This is a genomic window from Longimicrobium sp., assembly GCF_036280135.1.
GTDB lineage: Bacteria > Gemmatimonadota > Gemmatimonadetes > Longimicrobiales > Longimicrobiaceae > Longimicrobium.
The window spans coordinates 1-20,807 of sequence record NZ_DASURI010000225.1 but is presented as its reverse complement, the minus strand read 5'-3'; the positions used below and the strand labels follow the sequence as shown (position 1 = coordinate 20,807).

The 20,807-nt window shown below is 70.9% G+C and carries 20 protein-coding genes; 10 read left to right on the top strand and 10 right to left on the bottom strand.

Annotated features, from left to right (window positions below):
- Positions 1–102: 102 nt before the first annotated feature.
- The 6 genes from VFZ20_RS06890 to VFZ20_RS06865 all read right to left on the bottom strand — a co-directional run bounded on the left by VFZ20_RS06890 (position 103) and on the right by VFZ20_RS06865 (position 6,676).
- Complete coding sequence (locus tag VFZ20_RS06890) at positions 103–732, bottom strand: HAD hydrolase-like protein (protein ID WP_329683106.1); 630 nt, start codon at positions 730–732, stop codon at positions 103–105.
- 219 nt (positions 733–951) lie between these two features.
- Positions 952–1,620, bottom strand: a complete 669-nt coding sequence (locus VFZ20_RS06885) for a hypothetical protein (protein ID WP_329683105.1) — start codon at positions 1,618–1,620, stop codon at positions 952–954.
- A 319-nt stretch (positions 1,621–1,939) separates the two neighbouring features.
- Positions 1,940–3,136 (bottom strand): cytochrome P450, encoded by a 1,197-nt coding sequence (locus VFZ20_RS06880; protein WP_329683104.1) that lies wholly within the window; start codon positions 3,134–3,136, stop codon positions 1,940–1,942.
- Positions 3,133–3,774, bottom strand: a complete 642-nt coding sequence (locus tag VFZ20_RS06875; protein ID WP_329683103.1) for a TetR/AcrR family transcriptional regulator — start codon at positions 3,772–3,774, stop codon at positions 3,133–3,135. Before VFZ20_RS06875 ends, VFZ20_RS06880 begins: the two co-directional genes overlap by 4 nt.
- 174 nt (positions 3,775–3,948) lie before the next feature.
- A complete protein-coding gene (locus VFZ20_RS06870; RefSeq protein WP_329683102.1) occupies positions 3,949–5,664 on the bottom strand; it encodes a hypothetical protein in 1,716 nt (571 codons plus the stop codon).
- Between the two features lie 502 nt (positions 5,665–6,166).
- Positions 6,167–6,676 (bottom strand): DinB family protein, encoded by a 510-nt coding sequence (locus VFZ20_RS06865; protein ID WP_329683101.1) that lies wholly within the window; start codon positions 6,674–6,676, stop codon positions 6,167–6,169.
- A 153-nt stretch (positions 6,677–6,829) separates the two neighbouring features.
- Here VFZ20_RS06865 and VFZ20_RS06860 point away from each other — a divergent pair, with 153 nt between their 5' ends.
- The 4 genes from VFZ20_RS06860 to VFZ20_RS06845 all read left to right on the top strand — a co-directional run bounded on the left by VFZ20_RS06860 (position 6,830) and on the right by VFZ20_RS06845 (position 10,011).
- Positions 6,830–7,060: a hypothetical protein gene (locus VFZ20_RS06860; RefSeq protein ID WP_329683100.1), complete on the top strand. Its 231-nt coding sequence runs from the start codon at positions 6,830–6,832 to the stop codon at positions 7,058–7,060.
- Between the two features lie 466 nt (positions 7,061–7,526).
- The gene (locus tag VFZ20_RS06855; protein WP_329683099.1) at positions 7,527–7,958 is read left to right on the top strand and encodes a hypothetical protein; all 432 of its coding nucleotides are present in this window, start codon (positions 7,527–7,529) and stop codon (positions 7,956–7,958) included.
- Positions 7,959–7,964: 6 nt separating this feature from the next.
- Complete coding sequence (locus tag VFZ20_RS06850; RefSeq protein ID WP_329683098.1) at positions 7,965–8,447, top strand: cupin domain-containing protein; 483 nt, start codon at positions 7,965–7,967, stop codon at positions 8,445–8,447.
- Positions 8,448–8,586: 139 nt separating this feature from the next.
- Positions 8,587–10,011, top strand: coding sequence for an alpha/beta hydrolase (locus VFZ20_RS06845; RefSeq protein ID WP_329683097.1), 1,425 nt, complete (start codon positions 8,587–8,589; stop codon positions 10,009–10,011).
- Positions 10,012–10,421: 410 nt separating this feature from the next.
- Here the strand turns inward: VFZ20_RS06845 and aceK are convergent, their stop codons facing one another.
- The 4 genes from aceK to VFZ20_RS06825 all read right to left on the bottom strand — a co-directional run bounded on the left by aceK (position 10,422) and on the right by VFZ20_RS06825 (position 13,439).
- On the bottom strand, positions 10,422–12,353 hold the full coding sequence (gene aceK, locus VFZ20_RS06840; protein WP_329683096.1) for a bifunctional isocitrate dehydrogenase kinase/phosphatase: 1,932 nt from the start codon (positions 12,351–12,353) through the stop codon (positions 10,422–10,424).
- A gap of 97 nt (positions 12,354–12,450) precedes the next feature.
- Positions 12,451–12,816, bottom strand: coding sequence for a hypothetical protein (locus VFZ20_RS06835; RefSeq protein WP_329683095.1), 366 nt, complete (start codon positions 12,814–12,816; stop codon positions 12,451–12,453).
- A gap of 72 nt (positions 12,817–12,888) precedes the next feature.
- Positions 12,889–13,131 (bottom strand): hypothetical protein, encoded by a 243-nt coding sequence (locus VFZ20_RS06830; RefSeq protein WP_329683094.1) that lies wholly within the window; start codon positions 13,129–13,131, stop codon positions 12,889–12,891.
- Positions 13,132–13,190: 59 nt separating this feature from the next.
- On the bottom strand, positions 13,191–13,439 hold the full coding sequence (locus VFZ20_RS06825) for a hypothetical protein (protein WP_329683093.1): 249 nt from the start codon (positions 13,437–13,439) through the stop codon (positions 13,191–13,193).
- Positions 13,440–13,772: 333 nt separating this feature from the next.
- On the opposite strand from VFZ20_RS06825, the gene VFZ20_RS06820 reads away from it, so the two are divergent.
- The 6 genes from VFZ20_RS06820 (at position 13,773) to VFZ20_RS06795 (ending at position 20,522) form a co-directional block, all read left to right on the top strand.
- Positions 13,773–14,618 carry an SIR2 family protein gene (locus VFZ20_RS06820; protein ID WP_329683092.1) on the top strand — a complete coding sequence of 282 codons (846 nt, stop codon included), beginning with the start codon at positions 13,773–13,775 and terminating at the stop codon, positions 14,616–14,618.
- A gap of 117 nt (positions 14,619–14,735) precedes the next feature.
- Positions 14,736–14,975, top strand: a complete 240-nt coding sequence (locus VFZ20_RS06815) for a hypothetical protein (RefSeq protein ID WP_329683091.1) — start codon at positions 14,736–14,738, stop codon at positions 14,973–14,975.
- Between the two features lie 240 nt (positions 14,976–15,215).
- The gene (locus VFZ20_RS06810; protein WP_329683090.1) at positions 15,216–17,768 is read left to right on the top strand and encodes a helicase C-terminal domain-containing protein; all 2,553 of its coding nucleotides are present in this window, start codon (positions 15,216–15,218) and stop codon (positions 17,766–17,768) included.
- A gap of 437 nt (positions 17,769–18,205) precedes the next feature.
- On the top strand, positions 18,206–18,832 hold the full coding sequence (locus tag VFZ20_RS06805; RefSeq protein WP_329683089.1) for a fumarylacetoacetate hydrolase family protein: 627 nt from the start codon (positions 18,206–18,208) through the stop codon (positions 18,830–18,832).
- The gene (gene lspA / locus VFZ20_RS06800) at positions 18,829–19,323 is read left to right on the top strand and encodes a signal peptidase II (protein WP_329683088.1); all 495 of its coding nucleotides are present in this window, start codon (positions 18,829–18,831) and stop codon (positions 19,321–19,323) included. The genes VFZ20_RS06805 and lspA overlap by 4 nt, the downstream gene beginning before the upstream one ends.
- A gap of 17 nt (positions 19,324–19,340) precedes the next feature.
- Entirely contained in the window at positions 19,341–20,522 is a 1,182-nt protein-coding gene (locus tag VFZ20_RS06795) for an aminotransferase class I/II-fold pyridoxal phosphate-dependent enzyme (RefSeq protein WP_329683087.1), read from the top strand.
- The last annotated feature ends 285 nt before the right edge of the window (positions 20,523–20,807 follow it).

The window sequence follows — 20,807 nt, the reverse complement described above, 5'->3', positions numbered from 1 at the left end:
GGGGGAAGGGCAGGGGATGGGGGGCGCCCCGCTGCCGCGATGTCCATCCCCGTCCGGCAGAACCTCTCAACCGCGCGTGATGTCAGGATCGTAGTCACCCGATCAGCCGATCACCCGATCCGCGATCTCGTCCACGTGCTCGAAGAACATCTCGGGCTTCAGCGCGCGGAGGGCGTCCGGCGTGGCGAAGCCCCAGCCGACGGCGCCGAACGCCATCCCCGCCGCGCGCGACGCGTGAAGGTCGCGGATCTCGTCGCCGATGCTGATGGCGCGCGACGCGGGGACGCCGCTGGCGCGCAGCACCTTTCGCATCTTGGGCTGCTTGCCAAAGATGGACGCGCCGCCCTCCACGTGGCGAACGAGCGCCGCGCTCTCCGGCCCCAGCACGCGGCGTACGTTCTCGGCGGAGTTGCTGGTGACGACGGCGATGCGCACGCCCGCGTCCGCCAGGCGCCGCAGCATGGCCTCCACACCGGGAAAGAGCTCGATGCGGTGGAGGTCGGCCGCCATCCGCGCGCGGAGGGAGCGCGCGATCATCGGCATCTTCCACATGGACACGCGCATGTGCCGCATGATGCGCCGGCCGTCGTATCCGCGCAGCATCTCCACCTCGTGCGGCTCGATGCGCCGAAAGCCGAAGCGGGGCGCGCAGTCGTTCAGCGCGGCCAGGAACCAGGGGAACGAATCCGCCAGCGTGCCATCGAAGTCGAAGATGGCCAGCTCGTATCTCATCTGCCGATCGATCCGTAAAACGTGAGCGGGCGCGGAGGCTGAACGTGCCTCCGCGCCCATCCGTCATCCGTCCGAAGCTGCGTCGGCCGCCGCACTGGCGCAAGGCGGTCCGGGCTTAAGGCTGTCCCAGCGGCGGGTTCACCCGCTCGGACTGGGGCTCGGCGACGTCCGCCCGATCTCCCGTCGCTCATGACGTGCCTCTGCCGATCGCGACGCCTCTCACCCCGCCACCTGCACCAGGTCGCAGTAGGCGAAACGCTCGTCGCGCAGCACCACCTCGCCGGGCGTGTAGCGGACCGGCGATGCGAAGCCGGGGCCGTCCGAGACGAACGTGTGGAACTCGCCGCGCTCGCCGCATGGGTCCGCGCCGGGCGGAAGGTCCGCGAGCAGCGCGGCGTCGTACATCCGCCCGGCGAACGACGCATCCAGCTGCTGCGTGTCCACGCACACGAGCCGCGCCCGGAACCCGCGGCCGATCACCTCGTCCGCCAGCGCCGCCGGCGCCTGGCCCCACAGCGGGAACAGCGCGCCAAAGCCCAGCGACCCCACCAGGTTTTCGCGGTACCCCCGCACGTCCTCCAGGAAGATGTCGCCGAACGCGATCCGCCGCACGGCCGGCCACTGCTCGCGGATCCGTGCCAGCGCGTCGGCCGTGGCGCGCTCGTACGCGTCGTTGCTGGATTGCGGCTGCAGCGCGACCTCGTGCACGGGCAGCCCCAGCGACGCGGCCTGCGCGTGCAGCAGCGCCCGGCGCACCCCGTGGATGCTGATGCGGTCGTAGCCCTCCGTGACCGTCGTCATCAGCCCCACGACCTCCACGCCGGGCATCTCGCGCAGGCGGGCCAGCGCCAGCGCGCTGTCCTTGCCCCCGCTCCAGCTCAGGACCAACGGCTCACGTTCGGGTGACGGCATCGTTCCGGATCACGCTGTTGAAGCCCTCGCGGTTGTGGGGCGTTCCGCGGTCGTCGCGGCGGCTTACGTCGGTTCCTGCCGCACGCCGCTGTTGTGCACACCGGCCCTGCCCGAGCCACCAAAGACCGTGACGCCGCCCGTGCCGGGGCAGTCCGCGCAGGCGGACTTTGCGAATTCCCAGCGGCGAATCCATTCCGGCTGGGAGACGGCCTTTACCGGATCCGGTCCGCGATCGGCTCGGGCGCTCGGGCCGGGGCACGAAGATGCCGCGCGTGATCCGTCCCGGGCAAGCTGCTCACGCCGTCGCGGCGAGGCGCTGGCCGGGGGCGAAGCGGACGGGCAGGCGCGACGGGCCGTGGACGTGAAGGGCGCTCCGCGGCTGCCACGGCGCGTCGTCCGCGCGCTCCAGGTCGCGCAGCCGCTCCAGCACGTCCGCCAGGGCGATGCGCGCCTCCAGGCGGGCCAGCGGCGCGCCGATGCAATAGTGGATGCCGTGCCCGAACGCGAGGTGCGGATTGGGGTCGCGCGCCACGTCGAACCGGTGCGGATGGGCGAAGTGCGCCGGGTCGCGGTTGGCCGCGCCGATCACGGGCAGCACCATCCGCCCGGCGGGGATGGTCTGCCCGTGCATCTCCACGTCGTGGCGGGCGAAGCGGAACATCCACTGCACGGGCGAGCGGAACCGCATCACCTCTTCGATGGCGGACGGCAGCAGCTCGGGACCGGCGCGCAGGCGGGCCAGTTGATCCGGATGGTCCAGCAGGCAGAGGACGGCGTTGTTGATGAGGTTGGTCGTCGTCTCGTTGCCGGCGACGAGCAGCAGCTGCACGAAGCCCAGGATCTCGTCGTCCGTGAGCCGCTGGCCCTCCACCTCGGCCTGCACCAGGCGGGTGAGCAGGTCGTCGGCAGGAACGGTGCGGCGGTCGTCCGTCAGCCGCGCCACGTAGTCCCGCATCTCCGCGTGGGCGGCGCGGTACGCGCGCGAGGCCGCCTCCGCCTCGTCCGAGCCGGGGAGCGCGTGGCTCAGCCCCAGGACGGCGTCGCTCCAGCGGCCGAAGGTGGCGCGGTCCTGCACGGGGATGCCCAGCATCTCCGCGATCACCAGCATGGGCAGCGGACCGGCGAAGTCCGCCGCCAGGTCCATCTCGCCGCGCTCGATGGCGCGGTCCAGCAGCGCGCGCGACAGCCAGCGGATGCGCGGCTCCATCCCCGCCACGCCGCGCGGCGTGAACGCGCGGGAGACCAGCGCGCGAAGGGCCGTGTGCCGCGGCGGATCGTGGAAGATGAACCAGTCGGGATGCGGCTGCCCTGCCGCCGCGCCGCTGGAGCTGAACGCGGCATGGTCGTGCAGGGCGCGCCGCACGCCGTCGTAGTCGAAGACCATCCACGCGCCGGATCCCGGGTCGTGCAGCAGCGGCGACTCCGCGCGCAGCCGGTCGTACGCGGCGAACGGATCGCGCCGCAGGTCGTCGGAGAAAAGCTGCTGGATCATCCTCGTCCCCCATCGGCGGAGTGTTCGCCCGCGGACCCGTCCGGCGCGAAGGTGCGCAGGACGGTGTCCACGCAGTCCGTCGCGAGGGCCGCGTCCACGGGGCCGCCGGTGATCAGGAAGCGGTAGAACATGGGCCCGTGCAGCAGGTGCAGCGCGAGCTCCAGGTCCACGTCCTGGCGCAGGTCGCCGCGGGCCATGCCGCGCCGCAGCACGCGCCGCACGGCCTCCTCGCGTATCCCCACGAACCCCGTGCGCACTGCATCGGCGATGGGCGCGCTGCGGGCCATTGCTGCCACGAGGCCGGAGAGGAGCGCGGCGGACGCGGGATCCTCGTACATGCGCAGGGTGGCCGTCATCAGCGCCAGCAGGTCGCCGCGCGTGCTCCCCGTGTCGGGATCCGGGACGGCCGCGACGATCCGGCCGATGGCCTCGACGACGAGCGCCTCGCGCGATTTCCATCGCCGGTAGACGGTGGCTTTGCCCACGCCGGCGCGCGCGGCGATGCCCTCCATGGTCACCGCGTCGTATCCCACGTCGCGGATGAGGTCGATGGATGCCGTGAGGATGGCTGTGTGTGCCTCCTCGCTGCGCGGCCGCCCCGGCCCCTGCCGATCTGATTCGATACGCTCGTGTTCCATAATTAAGCACACTAGCAACCTCTATTCCAGAACGCAAGCGTATCGAAAACAACTGCAACAAATTTTCTCACGCAGAGGGAGCAGAGGCAGCAGAGTACTTCATCGCGCGAACGAAGTACTCTGCGCCTCTGCGGCTCTGCGTGAGAATTCAGTAAAAATCTGGTGATGCTTGATTTACGCGCCGCTCATGAGGGCCACGCAGCGCGCGGAGGTCGCCTCGGGCGTGAGCACCACGCGCTGGAACTCCACCGTGCCGCGGCCCGCCGGCAGGTAGCGGATCACGCGCTCCGTGCCGCCGTCGTCCACGCGGTACGCCAGCTCCACGCTCCCGTCGCCGGGCTGGCCGGCCTCGCGGCGAAGGAGCCGCATGCCGTCGCGCATGCCGGCGGCGTACGCGGGCCCGGCCGGATCCACCCCCGTCACCACGTTGCCCGCCGCCGTTGTGGCCCCCGCGTCGAACCCGCGGCTGAAGTCCGGCTGCGTCGCCGTCTCCACCCGCGCGCAGGTGCCGTAGAGGTCCGCCGGCAGCACGACGGGCTCGCCGCCGTCCAGGTGCAGGGCCAGCGCGCCCAGCACGTCCATGTCGAAGCGTCGCATCAGCACGGCCGAAAAGAGCGTCTCGGCGTCCGTCCCCGTGCCGCGCTCCGCCAGCTGCCGCGCGGTGACCCGCATCTCCCGCAGCACGTCGTCCAGGTCCGCGCGGCCCCCCGTGTGGCGGCGGATGCGGTCGTCCAGCAGCAGCCCCAGCAGGTGCCCGCGGTCGTACGGCAGCTGCCGAACGTTAGCGTCCGTCCAGAACTTGGCCGCCACCTCCGCCGACGTCGCCAGCCGCGCCGGCGACGACGCGTTGCGCAGCAGCGTGCGGTTCACCTCGGCCACGAAGTCCGCGGGCGTCCACAGGCCGGCGCGCAGCAGCACGCGGCCCGCGTAGAAGTCCGTGAAGCCCTCGCTGAGCCAGAAGCCCGACGCCTCGTCCGCGCTGGGCCCGCCCACCTCGCGCGCGATCCACGTGTGCATGTACTCGTGGGCGAGGAACCGTTGCGCCTCGGCGAGGGGAAAGTTGGGCGTGGACGCCACGGAGAACGCGTCCGACCGCGCCGTGCCCGAGAACGAGTAGCCCGTGCCCATCCCGCCCAGCGGCGCCAGCTGCACCACGAACGGCCGGCCCCCGTCGCCCCAGAACGCGTTCTCCGCGTGGATGATCCGGGCCACGGCGTCCGCGAAGGCGTCGGCCTCGAAGGGCCAGCTGCCCTGCACGGCCACGCGCAGGGGCGCGCCGTCCACCATCCGCTCCGTCACGCGCAGGTCCGCGCCGCCCAGCGTGGCGCTCTCGATGACGTCGTTCACCACGCCGGGGCGGCTGCCGTCGTGGATGTGGTCCAGGTCCGAGGCCATCCGCCACCCGGCGGGAAAGGCGCCCCACGCGAACCCCGCGGGCGACTGGTCGCGGCCGGCGGGCACGGCGAACACGCCCTCGCCGTGGAAGAAGAACCAATCCGGGTGGACGATGGGCCGCGCCTTTTGCCAGCCGAAGCCCGGCTCGCCCGCGTACGCCGTCGTCACGCGGTAGCGGACGACGAGCGGCGCGCCCGGCGCGTGCGTCAGGATGCGCGATTCCTCGCCCGAGTCGCGGACCGCCGTGGCGCCGCGGACGGTGAGCGAGTCCAGCTGGTGCCACAGCGAGTCGCTGCCGGCCCATTCGCCGGGCAGGTACAGCTGCGTCTCGCCGTCCGCGTCGCCGCTGAAGCGCATCTCCACGGTGAGCGCGGCGAGGGCGCTGTCCCGCATGACGGGCGCGACGGAGTAGTGGACGGAATCGGCGGATTGCGCCGCGGCCGGTGCGGCCAGCGCGGCGGATATCGAGCAAATGCCCAGGATGCGAGCGAGCATGGGACGTGTGTCTGGAAGGAATCTGGACCCGCGTTCGTGCCCGCCTCGTACGGCGCGGGGTGCGGTCGGTTTCAGGGGAGGGGGAATGAGGGAGGCGGAGGGAAGATGGCGATGCGGGATGGCGGATGCGGGGAGATCGATCGGGCGAGTGTTGCCGAGGATGGCGGAGCCCGCGCGGGGGACCCGGCGAATGAATTCGCGGCACCGAAAACGTGATGTCGGCCTTCGCCGACAGCTCCTGCCGCGCGCCGTGGCGTGTGCACCGGAGCGCGGTCCGAGCCATTTCGGACCGCCGCCATCTCGCCGGGTGGCGGCCCGCGTTGGTGGTTGAAGCCCTGTTCGCATCGCGTGTCAGCGCGAGACAGGGCTTATGGCGGTCCCAGCGGCGGGTTTACCCGCTCAGGCTGGATGTCGGGCTTGGATTCCGATCCTCCGGCCCGACATACACTCTCCGCGATCCTCCCGCCTTACATCCACCCTCCGCTCGGGGCCCCGCCTCATCCTAACCGCCCGCCAAGCCGCGGACGATCTTGGCGGTGGTGACGACCTGGCCCGTGTGGCGGGACGTGTGCTCGCCGGCGTGGTACAGCAGGCCGCGCACGCTCGACGGCAGCTGCTTGCGGCCCACGCCGCGCGGCTCGTCCAGCGACGCGTCGGGCGTGGCGCGCAGCTGGTCCAGCGCGCGGTCGATGGTGGCGCGCGCGTGCGCCAGCAGCTCGCCCGCCGACGCGCCGGGCTCCTGCTCCGCGCGCAGGAACGCGAGCTGTGCATCCGTCAGCGGCTCGCCGCGCGCGTAGGTCGTCAGGCGGTCCAGGCTGCCGGCCAAGTGGCGGATGTGGAACCCCGCCGCCGCCGCGCCTCCGGGCCGTGCCCACAGCTCCTCCGTGGAAAGGCCCGACGCGGCGGCCTCCAGGTCTTCCATGGCCTGCAACAGGGCGTGCGCCACGGGCTGCAGCGCATCGCCGATCCCGTCCACCCGCACGCCGCGCATCCAGAACTCCGGCTGGCTCATCCGCTCGATCTCCGTTGGTCGTCCATGCGTATGCCGGGCTCCATTCTACGCGCCGGCGGGCGGATGGGCGATGGGACGGCGCTGGCGCGGCTCGTGCAACGGGGGCGCGGCTCCAGGCGTGGGCAAACCGTGATCCGGGAGGAGCATATGGGCATGGGAGGCAAGCTGATGTGGGCCGTGGCGGGGAGTGCCGCGAGCAAGATGGCCCGCAACTACACGCGCAAGTCGCTGCACACCAGCTACGGCGCGCCGCGTTTGCCGCGCAAGGCGCGCCGCCAGAGCGGGTTGGGGATGATGCTGGGATGGGCCATCCTGACGGGCGTGATCATGGCCCTGGCCGACATGTTCAAGGAACAGGGCAAGGATACCGTCCAGGCCCGCTGACAAAAAATCGGTACGAAGGTACGGACGTACGGGATCGGGGATGATGCGGATCGACGTCCGCGCCGGTGCGATGCCGGCGCGGACGTTGTTCTTCCAGCGTGCGGGCGTCCGAGTAAAAGGTAGGTGGGGCACGTCCCCAGCCGGAGCGAATGAATTCGCCGCTGGAACTTCGCGAAGTCCGCCTTCGCGGACTGCCCCAGCGAAGGCTGCCCGTGTGCACCGGGGGCGTGCCCGGAGCCGTTGAAGCCCCGTTCGCAGAGCGCGTCAGCGCGAGACGGGGCTTACCGCGGTCTCAGCGGCGGGTTTACCCGCTCCGGCCCGATGCCCGCCCTCCATCCGTGAACTCGCCCGCTCGCGATCCACTTCCGCACTTTCGCACTTTCGCACTTTCGCACTCCCCTCCTTACATTGTCCCTCCGAGGCCGCCGACGGCCCGCACACACCCAGAACCCGTGACGGACGCCGCATGGAGAACATGCTCTTCTACGCCCATTCCGGGCTTCGCTTCCTGGTGCTGCTCACCGCGGCCATGGCCGCCGCCGTGCTGCTGTGGGGCTGGCGCTCGGGACGCCCGTTCGGCGGGCAGTCGCGCGCCATCACGTCCGTGTTCATCGGCACGCTGGACCTGCAGGTGCTGCTGGGCATCGGCACGGTGCTCGTGCGGCCGTGGTACGGCGCCCTCATCGGCCACCTGGTGATGATGGTGGCCGCCGCCGCCGCCGCGCACGCCATCACCGTCTACGGCCGCAAGCAGCCGGACCCTCGCCGCGCGCACCTCGTCTCGTTCTTCGGCGTGCTGCTGGCGCTGCTGCTCATCCTGGGCGGCATCATGGCCATCCGCCCCAGCCCGTTCCACATGACGCCGGGCGCCGGCGCCACCGCCACCTCCACCGGCTGATCCAGCGTGTCAGACCTTCATACGAACCCCCTTGATCCCCACGCGCCGGGCGCGGTGGAAGGCAGCGACGGCATCCTCGTCATCCGCGGCAGCGGCACGCACCGCGCGTGGAACGGCATCCGCTACAAGACGGGGATGCACGCCGGCAACGTGGGCTCGCGCAGGCTCTCCATGAACGTGGCCACCATCCCGCCCGGGGCGGTGGCCCACGCGCACGTGCACGTGGACTTCGAGGTCATGCTGTACATCCTGCAGGGCCGCGTGCGCCACGAGTACGGTGACCACCTGCGGCTGAGCGTGGAGAACGGGCCCGGCGACTTCATCTTCATCGAGCCGGGCGTGCCGCACGAGGTGTTCAACCTGAGCGACGCGGAGCCCGTGATGGCCGTCGTCGCGCGCTCCGACGCGGGCGAGTGGGAGCACATCGTGGTCTACGACCGCGAGACGGGGGAGCTGGGCACCGGCAACGAACCCGCGCCCCGTGCCTGATCCGCATCCGCCACCGGGATGCGTTTCGATGGAGATGAGCTGCCGCGCAACCTGGAGGCGCGTGCGCTCGTAGGGCACCACGGCCGGGCGCGAATCCGCGTCCGGCCGTGAACTTTTCTGACGAGGCAGACGAGATCCCATGAGGTTCATCCGATCGGCCGCTGCGGCCGCGGTCCTGCTGGCGGCGCATCCCCTGGCGGCGCAGGAGACGTGGCTGCGGGGCGAGTGGGGCGGGGCGCTGGAGGTCCCGGGCACCCCCCTGCGCCTGGGCCTGACCGTCACCGACAGCGCGGGCACGCTCCACGCCCGGTTCCGCAGCGTGGACCAGGGCGACGCGGAGTTCGCCGCCACGGTGCGCACGGTGGGTGACAGCGCGATCTTCGAAGCCGCGCGCGTGGGCGCCACGTACCGCGCCGTGCGCGTGGGGCGCGACACCCTGCGCGGCGAGTGGACGCAGGGCCCCGGCACCCTGCCCATGACGATGACGCGCGGTGCCCTGCCGCGCGGCCGGGCCATGCGCCGCCCGCAACACCCGCAGCCGCCGTTCCCGTATCGCTCGGAAGACGTCACGGTGGAATCCGTCCCCGGCGTGCGGCTGGCGGGGACGCTCACCCTGCCGACGGGCGCCGGACCGCATCCGGCCGTGGTGCTCGTCTCCGGCTCGGGCGCGCAGGACCGCGACGAGACGCTGGTGGGCCACAAGCCGTTCCTGGTGCTGTCGGATTACCTCACGCGCAACGGCATCGCCGTGCTGCGGCTGGACGACCGGGGCACGGGCCGGTCCACCGGCAGCTTCGCGGCGTCCACGTCGGAGGACTTCGCGCGGGACGCGGCGGCGGCCCTGCGCTGGCTGCGGGCGCGGCCGGAGGTGCGGGACGACGCCGTGGGCATCGTGGGCCACAGCGAAGGCGGGATGATCGGGCCCATGGTCGCCGCGCGGTACCCGGACGACGTGAACTTCCTGGTGCTGCTGGCCGGCCCCGGCATGCCCTCGGCGGATCTGCTGATGCTGCAGGGCGCGCTCATCAGCCGGGCGGACGGCGATTCGGAGGCGGAGGTGCAGCGGACGCTGACGCTGCAGCGTGAGCTGTTCGGCGCCATCGCGCAGACGGCGGACAGCACGGCCCTGCACGCGCGGCTGCGCGAGATCACCGCGCGCTTCCGGGCGTCGCTCACGGCGGAGGAGCGTGCGCAGCCGGCGTACTCCGACGCCACGATGGAGGCCACGCTGGGCACGCTGGTGTCGCCGTGGTACCGCTGGTTCGTCCGCTACGACCCGGCGCCGGCCCTGCGCGCCACGCGCGTGCCCGTACTGGCGCTGAACGGCTCGAAGGACCTGCAGGTGCCGGCGGACGAGAACCTGGGCGGCATCGCGCGGGCCCTGCGCGCCGCCGGCAACCGCGACGTGACGACCGAGGCGCTGCCCGGCCTGAACCACCTGTTCCAGACCGCGACCACCGGCGCGCCCAGCGAGTACGGGCAGATCGAGGAGACGATCGCGCCCGTGGTGCTGGAGCGGGTGACGGCGTGGATTCGTGCGCGGTTCGTGACGGGCAGGGAATAGGGAACAGGGAATAGGGAATAGCCTGCAACGGCGTTGAACTCTGGGGGGACAGGGGACAGGTTACAGGGGACAGCCGACAACGGCGAATGGCGCGGGGTGCGTGCCGATCGGGCGGAGCCCAGCCGAGGTCGGAATCCGGACGGGCTGGCGGGCCCCGCGCCTGAGCGGCTAAAGCCGCCGCTCGGAATGCGGTACGCCCCGTCCCGCGCTGACGCGCTCTGCGAACAAGGCTTCAACAACTCCGGACGCCGCCTCTCGCGCACGAGGGCGGCGTTCTCATTCGCGCGAACCGAATCGCAGGGCTCAATGGCGCGCCGGTGCACGCGGGACGCCCTCCGCTGGGGCAGTCCGCGAAGGCGGACTTCGTGCCTTTCCAGCGGCGAATTCATTCGCTCCGGCTGGGGGGCGGCCTACTCCTCCGCCTGCCCGATCTCCTCGAAGAAGTCATCCTCATCCGCGCGCGCCTCCGGCTCCGCCACGCGAGGACGATGATCCGCTGCGCCGTCCGCATCCACCGCGCCCGCCCAACTCGCCCCGTTTGAATCCGGCGCGTCCTTCGCGTCTTCCCCATCACCCGCAGTCGCCGCGCCCTCCGCGTCCGGACGCAGGCGGCGGGTGAGGGGGTACGGGAAGAAGTCGGGGATCTCGCCGCGGGCCTGCTTGCGCTGCATCTCGCGCCAAAAGGCAGGCGTCAGCAGGTCGGCGTGCGCGTCCAGGAACGCCGTGCGCAGCTCGCCCGGCGGAACCAGGAACGGCAGCCACTGCTCCGGGAACACGTCTCGGTCATCCACCGCGAAGAACGGTTCAGCGCTCATCTCCTCCTCGTGGCTGCTGGCGGACGGCAGCGCGCGAAACTTCATCTCCGTCAGCAGCGCCAGCTCGTCGTAGTCGTAGAAGATCACCCGCCCGTGCCGCGACACGCCGAAGTTCTTCATCAGCAGGTCGCCGGGAAAGATGTTGCTGCACGCCAGGTCGCGGATGGCGTTGCCGTACTCGATCACCGCCGCCTTTGCCGCATCGGGCGCCGACTCGCGCACGTACAGGTCCAGCGGACGGATGCGCCGCTCCGTGTACAGGTGCCGCACGACGACGTGGTCGCCTTCGATCCACACGCTTTCGGCCGCCGCCGACAGCAGCTCGTCCAGCAGCCCGGCATCGAACCGGTCGCGGGGAAACTGCAGGAACTCGAACTCCTGCGCGTCGGCCAGGCGCCCCACGCGGTCCCGCGCGAACACGAAGCGGTAGCGCTCCATCACCTGCTCGCGCGACGCGTCCTTGGGCGCGCCGAAGCGGTCGCGGATGACCTTGAAGACCACGTTGAACGCGGGGAGGGTGAAGACGATCATCACCAGCCCGGGGATGCCCTCCGCCGGCTCCAGGCGCGCCGCGGGGTGCGCCAGCTGCGCCGTGAGCGCGCGGTACAGCTCCGTCTTGCCGTGCCGATGATGGCCGATGGACGTGTACAGCTCGTGGATGGGCTTGAGCGGCATGAGCGTCCGCAGGAACGCCACCGTCTCGCGCGGCCGCGCCGTGTCCGCGTGAAAGTACGACCGCGCGAAGCTGAACACGCGCGACACGTCGTCACGGTCCAGCAGCACGGCGTCCGGCCGCACGCCCTCCGCCGGGTGCGACAACGGGACGAGCAGCGGATGCAGGTCTCCCGCGGCCCGCAGCCGCGCCACCACGTACGCGCCCTTGTTGCGATAGAAGAGGAACGGCAGCCACTCCACCTCGCGCACGGCGTCCGCCGCGTCCCCCAGCGCCTCCCGCGCGGCGCGGGCGCACGCCGCCGCGTCCCCCGCGAGGTCGGCGAACGCGTCCGCCAGCCCCGTCTCGCGGAACAGCGTCTCGAAGAGGGCCGGGGTCACGCCCTCCGCGTCCGCGCGACGCGCGAGCGGCGCGCCGTCGCCGCTCAGGGGCGTGCCGGGCTCCGCCGTGAAATCCGTGGCCGTGTTCACGCCGCGCGTCCGCAGCACCCGCCGCACGACGGAGTTGAAGAACGTGCGGGCCACGTCGCAGTCCGCCCGTGCCTCGGACAGCTCCGCGTAGCGCGCCTTGACGGCCGGCGCGTCGTCCAGCGCGTCGCGCACCTCGTCCACCGTCCGCCGCACCCAGTACGAAAAGACGTGCAGGCGCTCCGTGCCATCCCGCTGGCCGTCGCCCCACGCGCGCGCCAGGAAGCGGTCCTGCGCGCGGCGGGTGATCTCCAGGAACGCGTCCAGGTAGCGCTCGTAGGCGCGCAGGATGTGCTCCGCGGCGCCGTCCCGCGTCGCCGCGCGCGAGCGGTCCAGGGGATGATGCAGGATGTCCATGCCGCGCGCGCTGAGCAGGATCGGCGCCACGCGTCCGGCCGTGCTCGACCCCGTCGGGCGGATGAACGGACGCGGCCCCCGGCATCGTCGCCGGGGGCCGCGTCCGTCCATCAACGTCAGGTACCGGTCAGGGGCAGGGGCAGCGCTGGGGCGCGTCGCTGCCAAAGCTCATGCAGAACCCGCAGGTGTCGTCGCCCAGGTTGACCGTGTAGTCCTGCGTGGTGCACCCCGCGCAGCTCAGCTGACCGCCCGTGGGAGCGGGTCCGGTCGTGCACGGTCCTGGGCAGCTGGCACCGGTGCCCACGGGGCACTCGATGGGATCCGTGCCGATGACGCAGTACAGCTGTCCACACGTTTGCGGCCCACAGGTGCGCTCCGGGCCGCAGGTGTTGTCCACGAAGGTGCCGTGTGCTTCCACCGTCCCGCGGGGCAGCACGGGATCGGAGGTGGTGAAGGACTCCACGGAGAGGTCGTCCAGCCTGAGCTTCTTCATCGGATCGTCTTTCGTCACGGGTGATGGATGGGGGTTACACGCAGCGGCAGCGCCGTGGGAAACGGATTCGGATCACGCACAGTCGGGTGAGTTCGTGGCGCAGGTGTCCCACGAGCAGTCGAAGCACGACGGGCGCGGCGACGTGTAGGCGCAGTAGCAGGTATCCTGGCACCAGGTGAGCTCCTGGCAGCTGTCCGCGCCCGTGCACAGGGGCGTGACCGCGTTTCCATGGACGGTCCCCATCCGCTCCGTCTGCTCCGCGGCCTCGAACGACTCCACCTGCAGCGTATCTACATCCAGCGTCAGCTTGCGCATGGCGATCTCCGGGAGAGGGAAAAAGAAGACGGGCCCCGGCCGGGGTGGCCGGGAGCCCGTCAGACGCAGCCCGTGACATCGAAGCTCGGACAGTCGCCTCCCAGCGAGCACGGGTCGCACGACGGCTGCGGCCCGGAGTGGGGGCACAGGCAGGTGAGGCACGCCGTCACGGCGCAGCTCTCGCCGCCGGAGGGATCGACGGGTTCGTCGCTGTTCGCGCGGACAGTGCCCACCCCGGGCGCGGCCCCCGCGCGCGGCGCGAACGACTCGACCTGCAGGGCATTCACGTCCAGCCTCAGCTTGCGCATGGCGCACCTCGTGGAACGAGAGAAGATGTTTCGGGATGTTCGTATAGTGTGTTGTATCGTCGCAAAAAGAAAGTAAATCGGATTCCGGAGAGTCCATCGCGGGGCTTTCGGTCCGCCGGTGGCCGTGTTGTGGCGATGGCCCCGCGGGAGTCGCGCCGGATTGCCCGCTTCCAAGGCGCCCCGACTGCGATGTCTGCTCTCTGGATGTAGTTACGTGTCGCGAATCACCGCTGGCGCATAACAATCGCGCCTCCCGAAGGGTGTAGACCCCGGCACGAAGGCGTTTTTATATTCGGGCGTTCGCCTGTGTTCTCCATCCATTTCGGAGTTGCCATGCCGGTCACGCTGCCCGACGGGCTCATCAAGGCGGTGCGCAATCGCAAGTGTGTTCTGTTCGTGGGATCGGGGCTGTCAACGCTGGCGGGGTACCCCAACTGGGGCCAGCTCATCGACCGGCTCGTTTTCGAAGCCAGGCGCAATCCCCGGGCGCGTACGGAGGGGCTGGAAGCCATCGAGGCGCGTGGCGACTACCTGACCCTGGCGGAGTTCGCGCGGGAGACGCTGCAGCCGTGGGGCTACACGGAGATCCTCAAGGAGGAGTTCGGCCGTCCGCTCGCGCCCACGGCCGCGCATCGGCTGATCGCGGCCACGGACTACCGCGGGATCGTCACCACCAACTACGACCGGCTGCTGGAGCTTGCGCTCACGCAGGTGCGGGGCGTGGTACCCAACACGTTCTCGCACGATTCGGTCTCGTCCATCGGCGCGGCGCTGTATAACCCGGAGCTGTTCCTGTTCAAGATGCACGGCGACCTGTCGTCGCCCGCCAGCATCGTGCTGTCCACGCGTGACTACGAGCGGCTCATCCTCTTCAGCCCGCACGTCCGCGCGCTGATGATGGGCCTGTTCCTGAACTGCAAGCTGCTGTTCGTGGGCTACGGGCTGCGTGACCCGGACTTCAGCCTGATCCTGCGCGAGCTTACGCTCAGCTTCGAGAACTACGTGCCCCAGCACTACGCTTTGTTCCCCAACCCGGGCCAGTTCGAGCAGGACCACCTGCAGCGGCAGATGAACATCCAGCTCATCGGCTACGATCCCGCGGACGACCATCGCGAGGTGCTGGACGTGCTGCAGGAGCTGCACGACATTGCCCCCGCGCCGCTGCCCCTGGCCGCGTGAGCCGGACCCGGCCGGCACGCCGGGGACGCATTCCGCGCCCGACGGGGAGGTGTTATCCTGTCCGCCGGGCGCGGCACGAGTCAGCGCGCGGACGATCAGAACCGGAGATGAGAGCGGATGGCGAAGGGCAAGGCGATCTTCCAGGACGAGCAGGGGCGCAGCTGGCTGGTGGAGATCCAGTACGGCCATCCCTCGCCCACGGAGCTGGGCATCTTCGCGGCGCGCTTTCAGTGTCCCGAGGATCCCGACGAGCCCGTGCGCCTGGGCTTTCTGCTGGAGGACGACGTGGAAGCAGGCGACGAGGAGGCCCTGCGCGAAGCCCTCGCCGAGTCCGATCCCGCCGAGGCCATCGGCTGACTGGCCCGCCGAGCCCGGTGCGGTGATCCGCGTCGAGCTCGCACACGCACGAGGCCTCCCGTAGCAGCCAATGAGGAGGTCTCGGCGTATCCGGGCCGCGTCCTCAAACGTGGTGCCTGTTCGAAGTCTACGCCCTCTCCCGCGCGGCTTGCGGAGAAGGCCGCGGGGAACGACCGGGGTGAGGGCCTCGAAGAGGTGAGGGCATGGGCGGCGGGGCCGTTCCGTTGTAAGTTTGTGCGCATGAGCACCGCCGCGCCGCCCCGATCCGCCGTCGAGCATTATCTCTCCGCCGCAGCCGCCGAGCTGATTCGGCGCGAGATCGCGCGCGCGCGAGGCAACGAGGTGTGCTTCATCGCGCGTGTGTCCGAGGGGGCCGAAGTGGTGGAGCCGCGCGTGCTGGCCCGCGGCCACGCCAGCGCCGTGCTGGCGCTGGTCAAGGACCCGCCGCAGCCGGGGCTGCTCATCCACAACCACCCCTCCGGTCTGCTGGAGCCGTCCGAGGCGGACTTCGCGGTGGCGGCGCGGCTGTGGGAGCTGGGCGTGGGCTTCGCCATCACGGACAACGACGCGCGCGAGCTGTACGTCGTCGTGGAGCCGCCGGAGCCCGACGAGCACGAGCCGCTGGACCTGGACGCGATCGACGCGGACCTGGGCCCCACGGGGCCGCTGGCCGTCCGCCATCCCCGTTACGAGGACCGCCCCGCCCAGCGCGCCCTCTCGCGGATGATCGCCGGCCTGTACAACACGGGCGGCGTTGGCGTCGCGGAAGCGGGGACGGGCACGGGCAAGTCCGTCGCCTACCTGCTCCCCGCCATCCGCTGGGCCCTGCAGAACGGCGAGCGAACGGTCGTCAGCACCAACACCATCAACCTGCAGGAGCAGCTGGTCGACAAGGACCTGCCGCTGCTGCGCCGCGCCCTGGGCGAGCCGTTCCGCTTTGCCCTCGTAAAGGGGCGCAGCAACTACGTCTCCATCCGCCGCGCGCTGCTCGCCAAGGCCAACGCGGGCACCCTGCTGGAGCCGGAGAAGCAGGCCGAGCTGCGCGGCATCCTGGAGTGGATGGAGACGTCGGGCGACGGCTCGCTGTCGGACCTGCCATTTCGCCCCAGCGCCGAGGTGTGGGACGAGGTGCAGAGCGAGACGGACGTGTGCCTGCGCGCCAAGTGCCCGCACTTCCAGGACTGCTTCTATCAGAAGTCCCGTCGCGAGGCGGCGCAGGCCAACGTGCTGGTGGTCAACCATCACCTGCTGTTCAGCGACCTGGCCGTGCGGCGGCTGCAGGGCAACTACACGGCGCCCGCCGTGCTGCCGCACTACCGGCGCCTCGTGCTGGACGAGGCGCACAACCTGGAAGAGGCGGCCACGAGCCACCTGGGCTCCACCGTCTCCCGCCGGGGCATATTCCGCACGCTGCGCCGGCTGGAGACGCGCGGCAAGGGGCTGCTGCCCTCGTTCCGCAACGCGCTGCTGGGGCACCCGCACAACCTTACGGCGGCGTCGGCGGTGGACATCATCGACCAGACGCTGGAGCCGTCGCTGGAGGGCGCGCGCGAGCGGGCGGCGGCCGTCTTCTCGTTCCTGAGCGACGTGTTCGCGGGGAGCGAGCCCGTGGTGCGGCTGGAGGACAACTTCGACGCGCACCCCATCTGGGTGCTGGGGCTGGACGACGCGCTCAGCGCCCTGCTGGAGAACCTGGCGAAGCTCCTCGCCGGCTTCGAGCAGCTCAAGGAGCGCGTGCAGGCCGACGAGCAGCTCAAGCAGGGGCTGGAGGCGCAGATGGTGGAGCTGCGGGGATCGGCCAACCGCATCGGCGCCATGGCGGACGGGCTGCGGGGCGCCCTGCGGCCCGGCGAGGGCGAGCAGAAGATGGTGCGGTGGATGGAGCGCCAGCCTCCGCGCGACGGCCGCGAGGGCAACCTCACGCTGAACGCCGCGCCGCTGGACCTGTCGGCCGTGCTGCGCGACGCCGTGTTCGAGAAGGTGCCCACGGTGGTCCTCACGTCGGCCACGCTGGCCACGCAGGGCAACTTTCGCTTCATCCGCCAGCGGCTGGGCATCGGCACCTTCTTCGCCGAGGAGTTCAACGTGGAGGAGAACGTGTTTCCCTCCCCGTTCAACTACGAAAAGCAGACGCTGCTCTGCGTCCCCACGGACCTGCCCACGCCGGCCGGCGAGTACGATCCGCGCCACGACGAGGCCACCATCCGCGCCACGCTGGAGCTGGCAAAGATCAGCGACGGGGGGATCTTCGTCCTCTTCACCAGCTACCGCGCCCTGCGGCACGTGGCCAACGAGCTGCGCGCGCGGCGGGCGGACCTGGACTGGCCCCTGTTCGTGCACGGCGAGGCGCCCCGGGCGCAGCTCGTGGAGCGGTTCGCCGCCAGCGGCCGCGGCATCCTGCTGGGGACGACGAGCTTCTGGGAGGGCGTGGACGTGCCCGGGCAGCCGCTGCGGGGGCTCATCATCCCCAAGCTGCCGTTCAAGGTGCCCAGCGAGCCCGTGACGGCCGCGCGCATCGAGGACATCGAGCGGCACGGCGGCAACTCGTTCGTGCAGTACATGCTGCCCCACGCGGCCATCCGCATGAAGCAGGGCTTTGGCCGGCTGGTGCGCAGCGCGGAGGACCACGGCGTGGTGCTCGTGCTGGACGGGCGCATCGTCAAGAAGAGCTACGGGCGCTACTTTGTGGATTCGCTTCCGCCCGCGCCGCTGATCAAGGCGCCGTGGAAGACGGTGAAGGATGCCATGCTGCGGTTCTACGGCGAGCGGATGGAGGCGCGGCGGGCGGGGTAGGGAACGGCAGGGAACAGGGAACAGGGAACAGGGAATAGCCTGCAACGGCTTCGTCCGCGCGGGTCGCCGAGGTCCGCTCCGTGACCGACGCCCCGGCCGAGCGAATGAATTCGCCGCTGGAAAGGCACGAAGTCCGCCTGCGCGGACTGCCCCAGTAATAGCTGGTCGAGTGCACCGACGCAGGCTGTTACGGCCCGGACGCAGCCTTCGTGCACGAGAAGGGCGTGCGGCTTCAACGACGCTAATGACGACGTCTGCGGGATGGCCGCTGACGCGACGGCCGCCCGTGTGAAGTGTATACCCTCTCCCGCGCAGTTTGCGGGAGAGGGTGCGAGCCCAAGCGAGCGGGTGAGGGCCCGCCGAGCGGGTGAGGCCCCCCCGCCGGGCCCGCTATTCCCTATTCCCTATTCCCTATTCCCTATTCCCTGCGGTTTCCCGTGCCCGAATCCCTGCCGCGCCCCAGCAAGATCGTCTGCGTGGGCCGCAACTACCTGGAGCACGCCCGCGAACTGGGCAACGACATGCCCGAGCGGCCCCTCCTCTTCCTCAAGCCGCCGTCGTCGCTCATCGCCGACGGCGAGGCCATCATCCTGCCCGCCGCCTCGCAGCGGGTGGAGCACGAGGGGGAGATCGCCGTCGTCATCGGCCGCACGGCAAAGAACGTGGCCGCGGCGGACGCGTGGGACTTCGTGGCGGGCCTGGCGCCCCTGAACGACGTGACCGCCCGCGACCTGCAGAAGGCCGACGTGCAGTTCACCCGCGGCAAGGGCTTCGACACCTTTTGCCCCCTGGGGACCATGGTGCCGCTGGACGGCATCGACCGCGACGGGCTGGAGGTGATCTGCCGGGTGAACGGCGAGGTGCGCCAGCACGGCCGCGCGGCCGACATGGCCTTCTCCATCCCGGTCCTCATCGAGTACATTTCGGCCGTGATGACGCTGGAGCCGGGCGACGTGATCGCCACGGGCACCCCGGCCGGCGTGTCGCCCCTGCAACCGGGCGACGTGGTGGAGGTGGAGATCCCCGGCATCGGCACCCTTCGCAACCCCGTGAGCGCCCCATGAAGCTTTCCCGCAACCGCCGGCTGGCCATCGTCGTCGCCCTTACTGTGGCCGCCGACTGGGCCAGCAAGGTGGCCGTCCGCAGGGAGATCCCGTTCGAGGCCGAGCGCGACGTGGTGGAAGGGTGGCTGAGCTTTCAGCACCACTTCAACAAGGGCATCGCGTTCAGCTGGTTCGCCGACATGCCCAGCTCGTGGCGCATGCCCCTGCTCGTCTTGCTGACGCTGGGGGGGATGCTCGCCACGGTGAGCATCATGCGGCAGAGCCGGGACCGGTGGATCCACGTGGCCGGCGCGCTCGTCCTGGGCGGCGCGCTGGGCAACCTGGGCGACCGGCTGGTGGACGGGGGCGTCACGGACTTCATCTTCGTCCACTTCTTTCCGTACATCTTCAACGTGGCCGACATCGCCATCTCCATCGGCGGGGCGCTGCTGGTGCTGCGGATGATCTTTGACACGGCGCGCCGCGACGAGGCCGCGCCCACTCACGCCTGACCGGACGACGGACGACGATGCCCCAGCTGGCCCGCAGGTTCACGAGCCTTCCCCCGTACCCGCTCACGGACGTCCCCGGCATCAAGCGCGACCTCAAGGCGCGCGGCGTGGACGTGATCGATCTGGGCACGGGCGACGCCGACCTGCCCCCGCCCCCCGCCGCCGTTGAGGCGCTGCGCGGCGCGGCCATGGACCCCGGCAACTCGCGCTACTCCTTTCAGCTGGGCCTGGTGGAGTTCCGCGAGGAGATCGCGCGGTGGATGCAGGCGCGCTTTGGCGTCACGGTCGATCCCATGCGCGAGGTGGCGCCGCTCATCGGCAGCAAGGAAGGCATCTTTCACCTGCCGTTCGCCTATCTGGAGCCGGGCGACGCCACCATCATCCCCGACCCGGGCTACCAGGCGTACCTGGGCGGCACGGTGCTGGCCGGCGGGCATCCGCACATCGTCCCGCTGAGGCCGGAGCACGACTTTCTCGTTCCCCTGGATTCCATCCCGGAGGACGTCGTGCGGCGGGCCAAGATCCTGTACCTGAACTACCCCAACAACCCCACGGCCGCCATCGCGCCGCGCGAGTACCTGGCGGAGTGCGTGGAGTGGTGCCGGCGGCACGACGTGATCCTGGCGTACGACAACGCGTACTCCGAGATCGCGTTCGACGGGTACCGCCCGCCGTCCATCCTGGAGATCCCGGGCGCCGGCGAGGTGGCCATCGAGTTCCACTCGCTGAGCAAGACGTACAACATGACGGGGTGGCGCATCGGCTGGGCGGTGGGCAACCCGGAGCTGGTGGCGTCGCTCACGCGCATCAAGACGTTCGCCGATACGGGGCTGCCGTTCACCATCCAGCACGCGGGCGTGGCGGCGCTGCGGTCGCACGCGGACTGGGTGCCGGGGAACGTGGCCACCTTCCAGGCACGGCGCGATGCGGCCGTGGCGGCCCTGCGCGAGGCGGGCTTCGACGTGCCCAGCCCCAAGGGCGCCATGTACCTGTGGGTGCCGCTGCCCGAGGGCGTGGAGAGCGAGCCCTGGGCGCGGCGGCTGCTGCTGGAGCAGGGCGTGGCGCTGCTGCCCGGCAAGTCGCTGGGCGACGGCGGCGAGGGCTTCGTGCGCATCGCGCTCACCTGCTCCGAGGATCGTCTGCGGCAGGCGGCCGCGCGCATGGCGAAGATGCTGGAGGCGAGCGCCGCCGTCGTCTGACGCGCGATCGTCGATCCGTCCGACGACCCCTCCTCCGCCCGGCGCGGAGGAGGGGTTTTCGTTTGCGATGCGAATCGGGTGATGCAGATCGTGTGATGCAGATCGTGTGATGCAGATCGGGTGATGCGGATCGGGTGATGCGGATCGGGTGATGCGGATCGGGCGATGCGGATCGGGCGATGTGGATGATGTGAACACCCCGTCCGCGAATTCATGAGCGAGCGAGGTTCGGGGCGGTGAGGGCGCGCGAAGCCCGCGACGAGCGAATGAATTCGCCGCTGGAAA

Coding starts and splice junctions, on each gene's coding strand:
- lspA (WP_329683088.1), top strand. CDS start 18,829: ATGAAGCTTTCCCGCAACCGCCGGCTGGCCATCGTCGTCGCCCTTACT.
- VFZ20_RS06870 (WP_329683102.1), bottom strand. CDS start 5,664: ATGCTCGCTCGCATCCTGGGCATTTGCTCGATATCCGCCGCGCTGGCC.
- VFZ20_RS06795 (WP_329683087.1), top strand. CDS start 19,341: ATGCCCCAGCTGGCCCGCAGGTTCACGAGCCTTCCCCCGTACCCGCTC.
- VFZ20_RS06810 (WP_329683090.1), top strand. CDS start 15,216: ATGAGCACCGCCGCGCCGCCCCGATCCGCCGTCGAGCATTATCTCTCC.
- VFZ20_RS06865 (WP_329683101.1), bottom strand. CDS start 6,676: ATGAGCCAGCCGGAGTTCTGGATGCGCGGCGTGCGGGTGGACGGGATC.
- VFZ20_RS06875 (WP_329683103.1), bottom strand. CDS start 3,774: ATGGAACACGAGCGTATCGAATCAGATCGGCAGGGGCCGGGGCGGCCG.
- VFZ20_RS06830 (WP_329683094.1), bottom strand. CDS start 13,131: ATGCGCAAGCTGACGCTGGATGTAGATACGCTGCAGGTGGAGTCGTTC.
- VFZ20_RS06820 (WP_329683092.1), top strand. CDS start 13,773: ATGCCGGTCACGCTGCCCGACGGGCTCATCAAGGCGGTGCGCAATCGC.
- VFZ20_RS06890 (WP_329683106.1), bottom strand. CDS start 732: ATGAGATACGAGCTGGCCATCTTCGACTTCGATGGCACGCTGGCGGAT.
- VFZ20_RS06880 (WP_329683104.1), bottom strand. CDS start 3,136: ATGATCCAGCAGCTTTTCTCCGACGACCTGCGGCGCGATCCGTTCGCC.
- VFZ20_RS06845 (WP_329683097.1), top strand. CDS start 8,587: ATGAGGTTCATCCGATCGGCCGCTGCGGCCGCGGTCCTGCTGGCGGCG.
- VFZ20_RS06835 (WP_329683095.1), bottom strand. CDS start 12,816: ATGAAGAAGCTCAGGCTGGACGACCTCTCCGTGGAGTCCTTCACCACC.
- VFZ20_RS06855 (WP_329683099.1), top strand. CDS start 7,527: ATGGAGAACATGCTCTTCTACGCCCATTCCGGGCTTCGCTTCCTGGTG.
- VFZ20_RS06815 (WP_329683091.1), top strand. CDS start 14,736: ATGGCGAAGGGCAAGGCGATCTTCCAGGACGAGCAGGGGCGCAGCTGG.
- VFZ20_RS06825 (WP_329683093.1), bottom strand. CDS start 13,439: ATGCGCAAGCTGAGGCTGGACGTGAATGCCCTGCAGGTCGAGTCGTTC.
- VFZ20_RS06860 (WP_329683100.1), top strand. CDS start 6,830: ATGGGAGGCAAGCTGATGTGGGCCGTGGCGGGGAGTGCCGCGAGCAAG.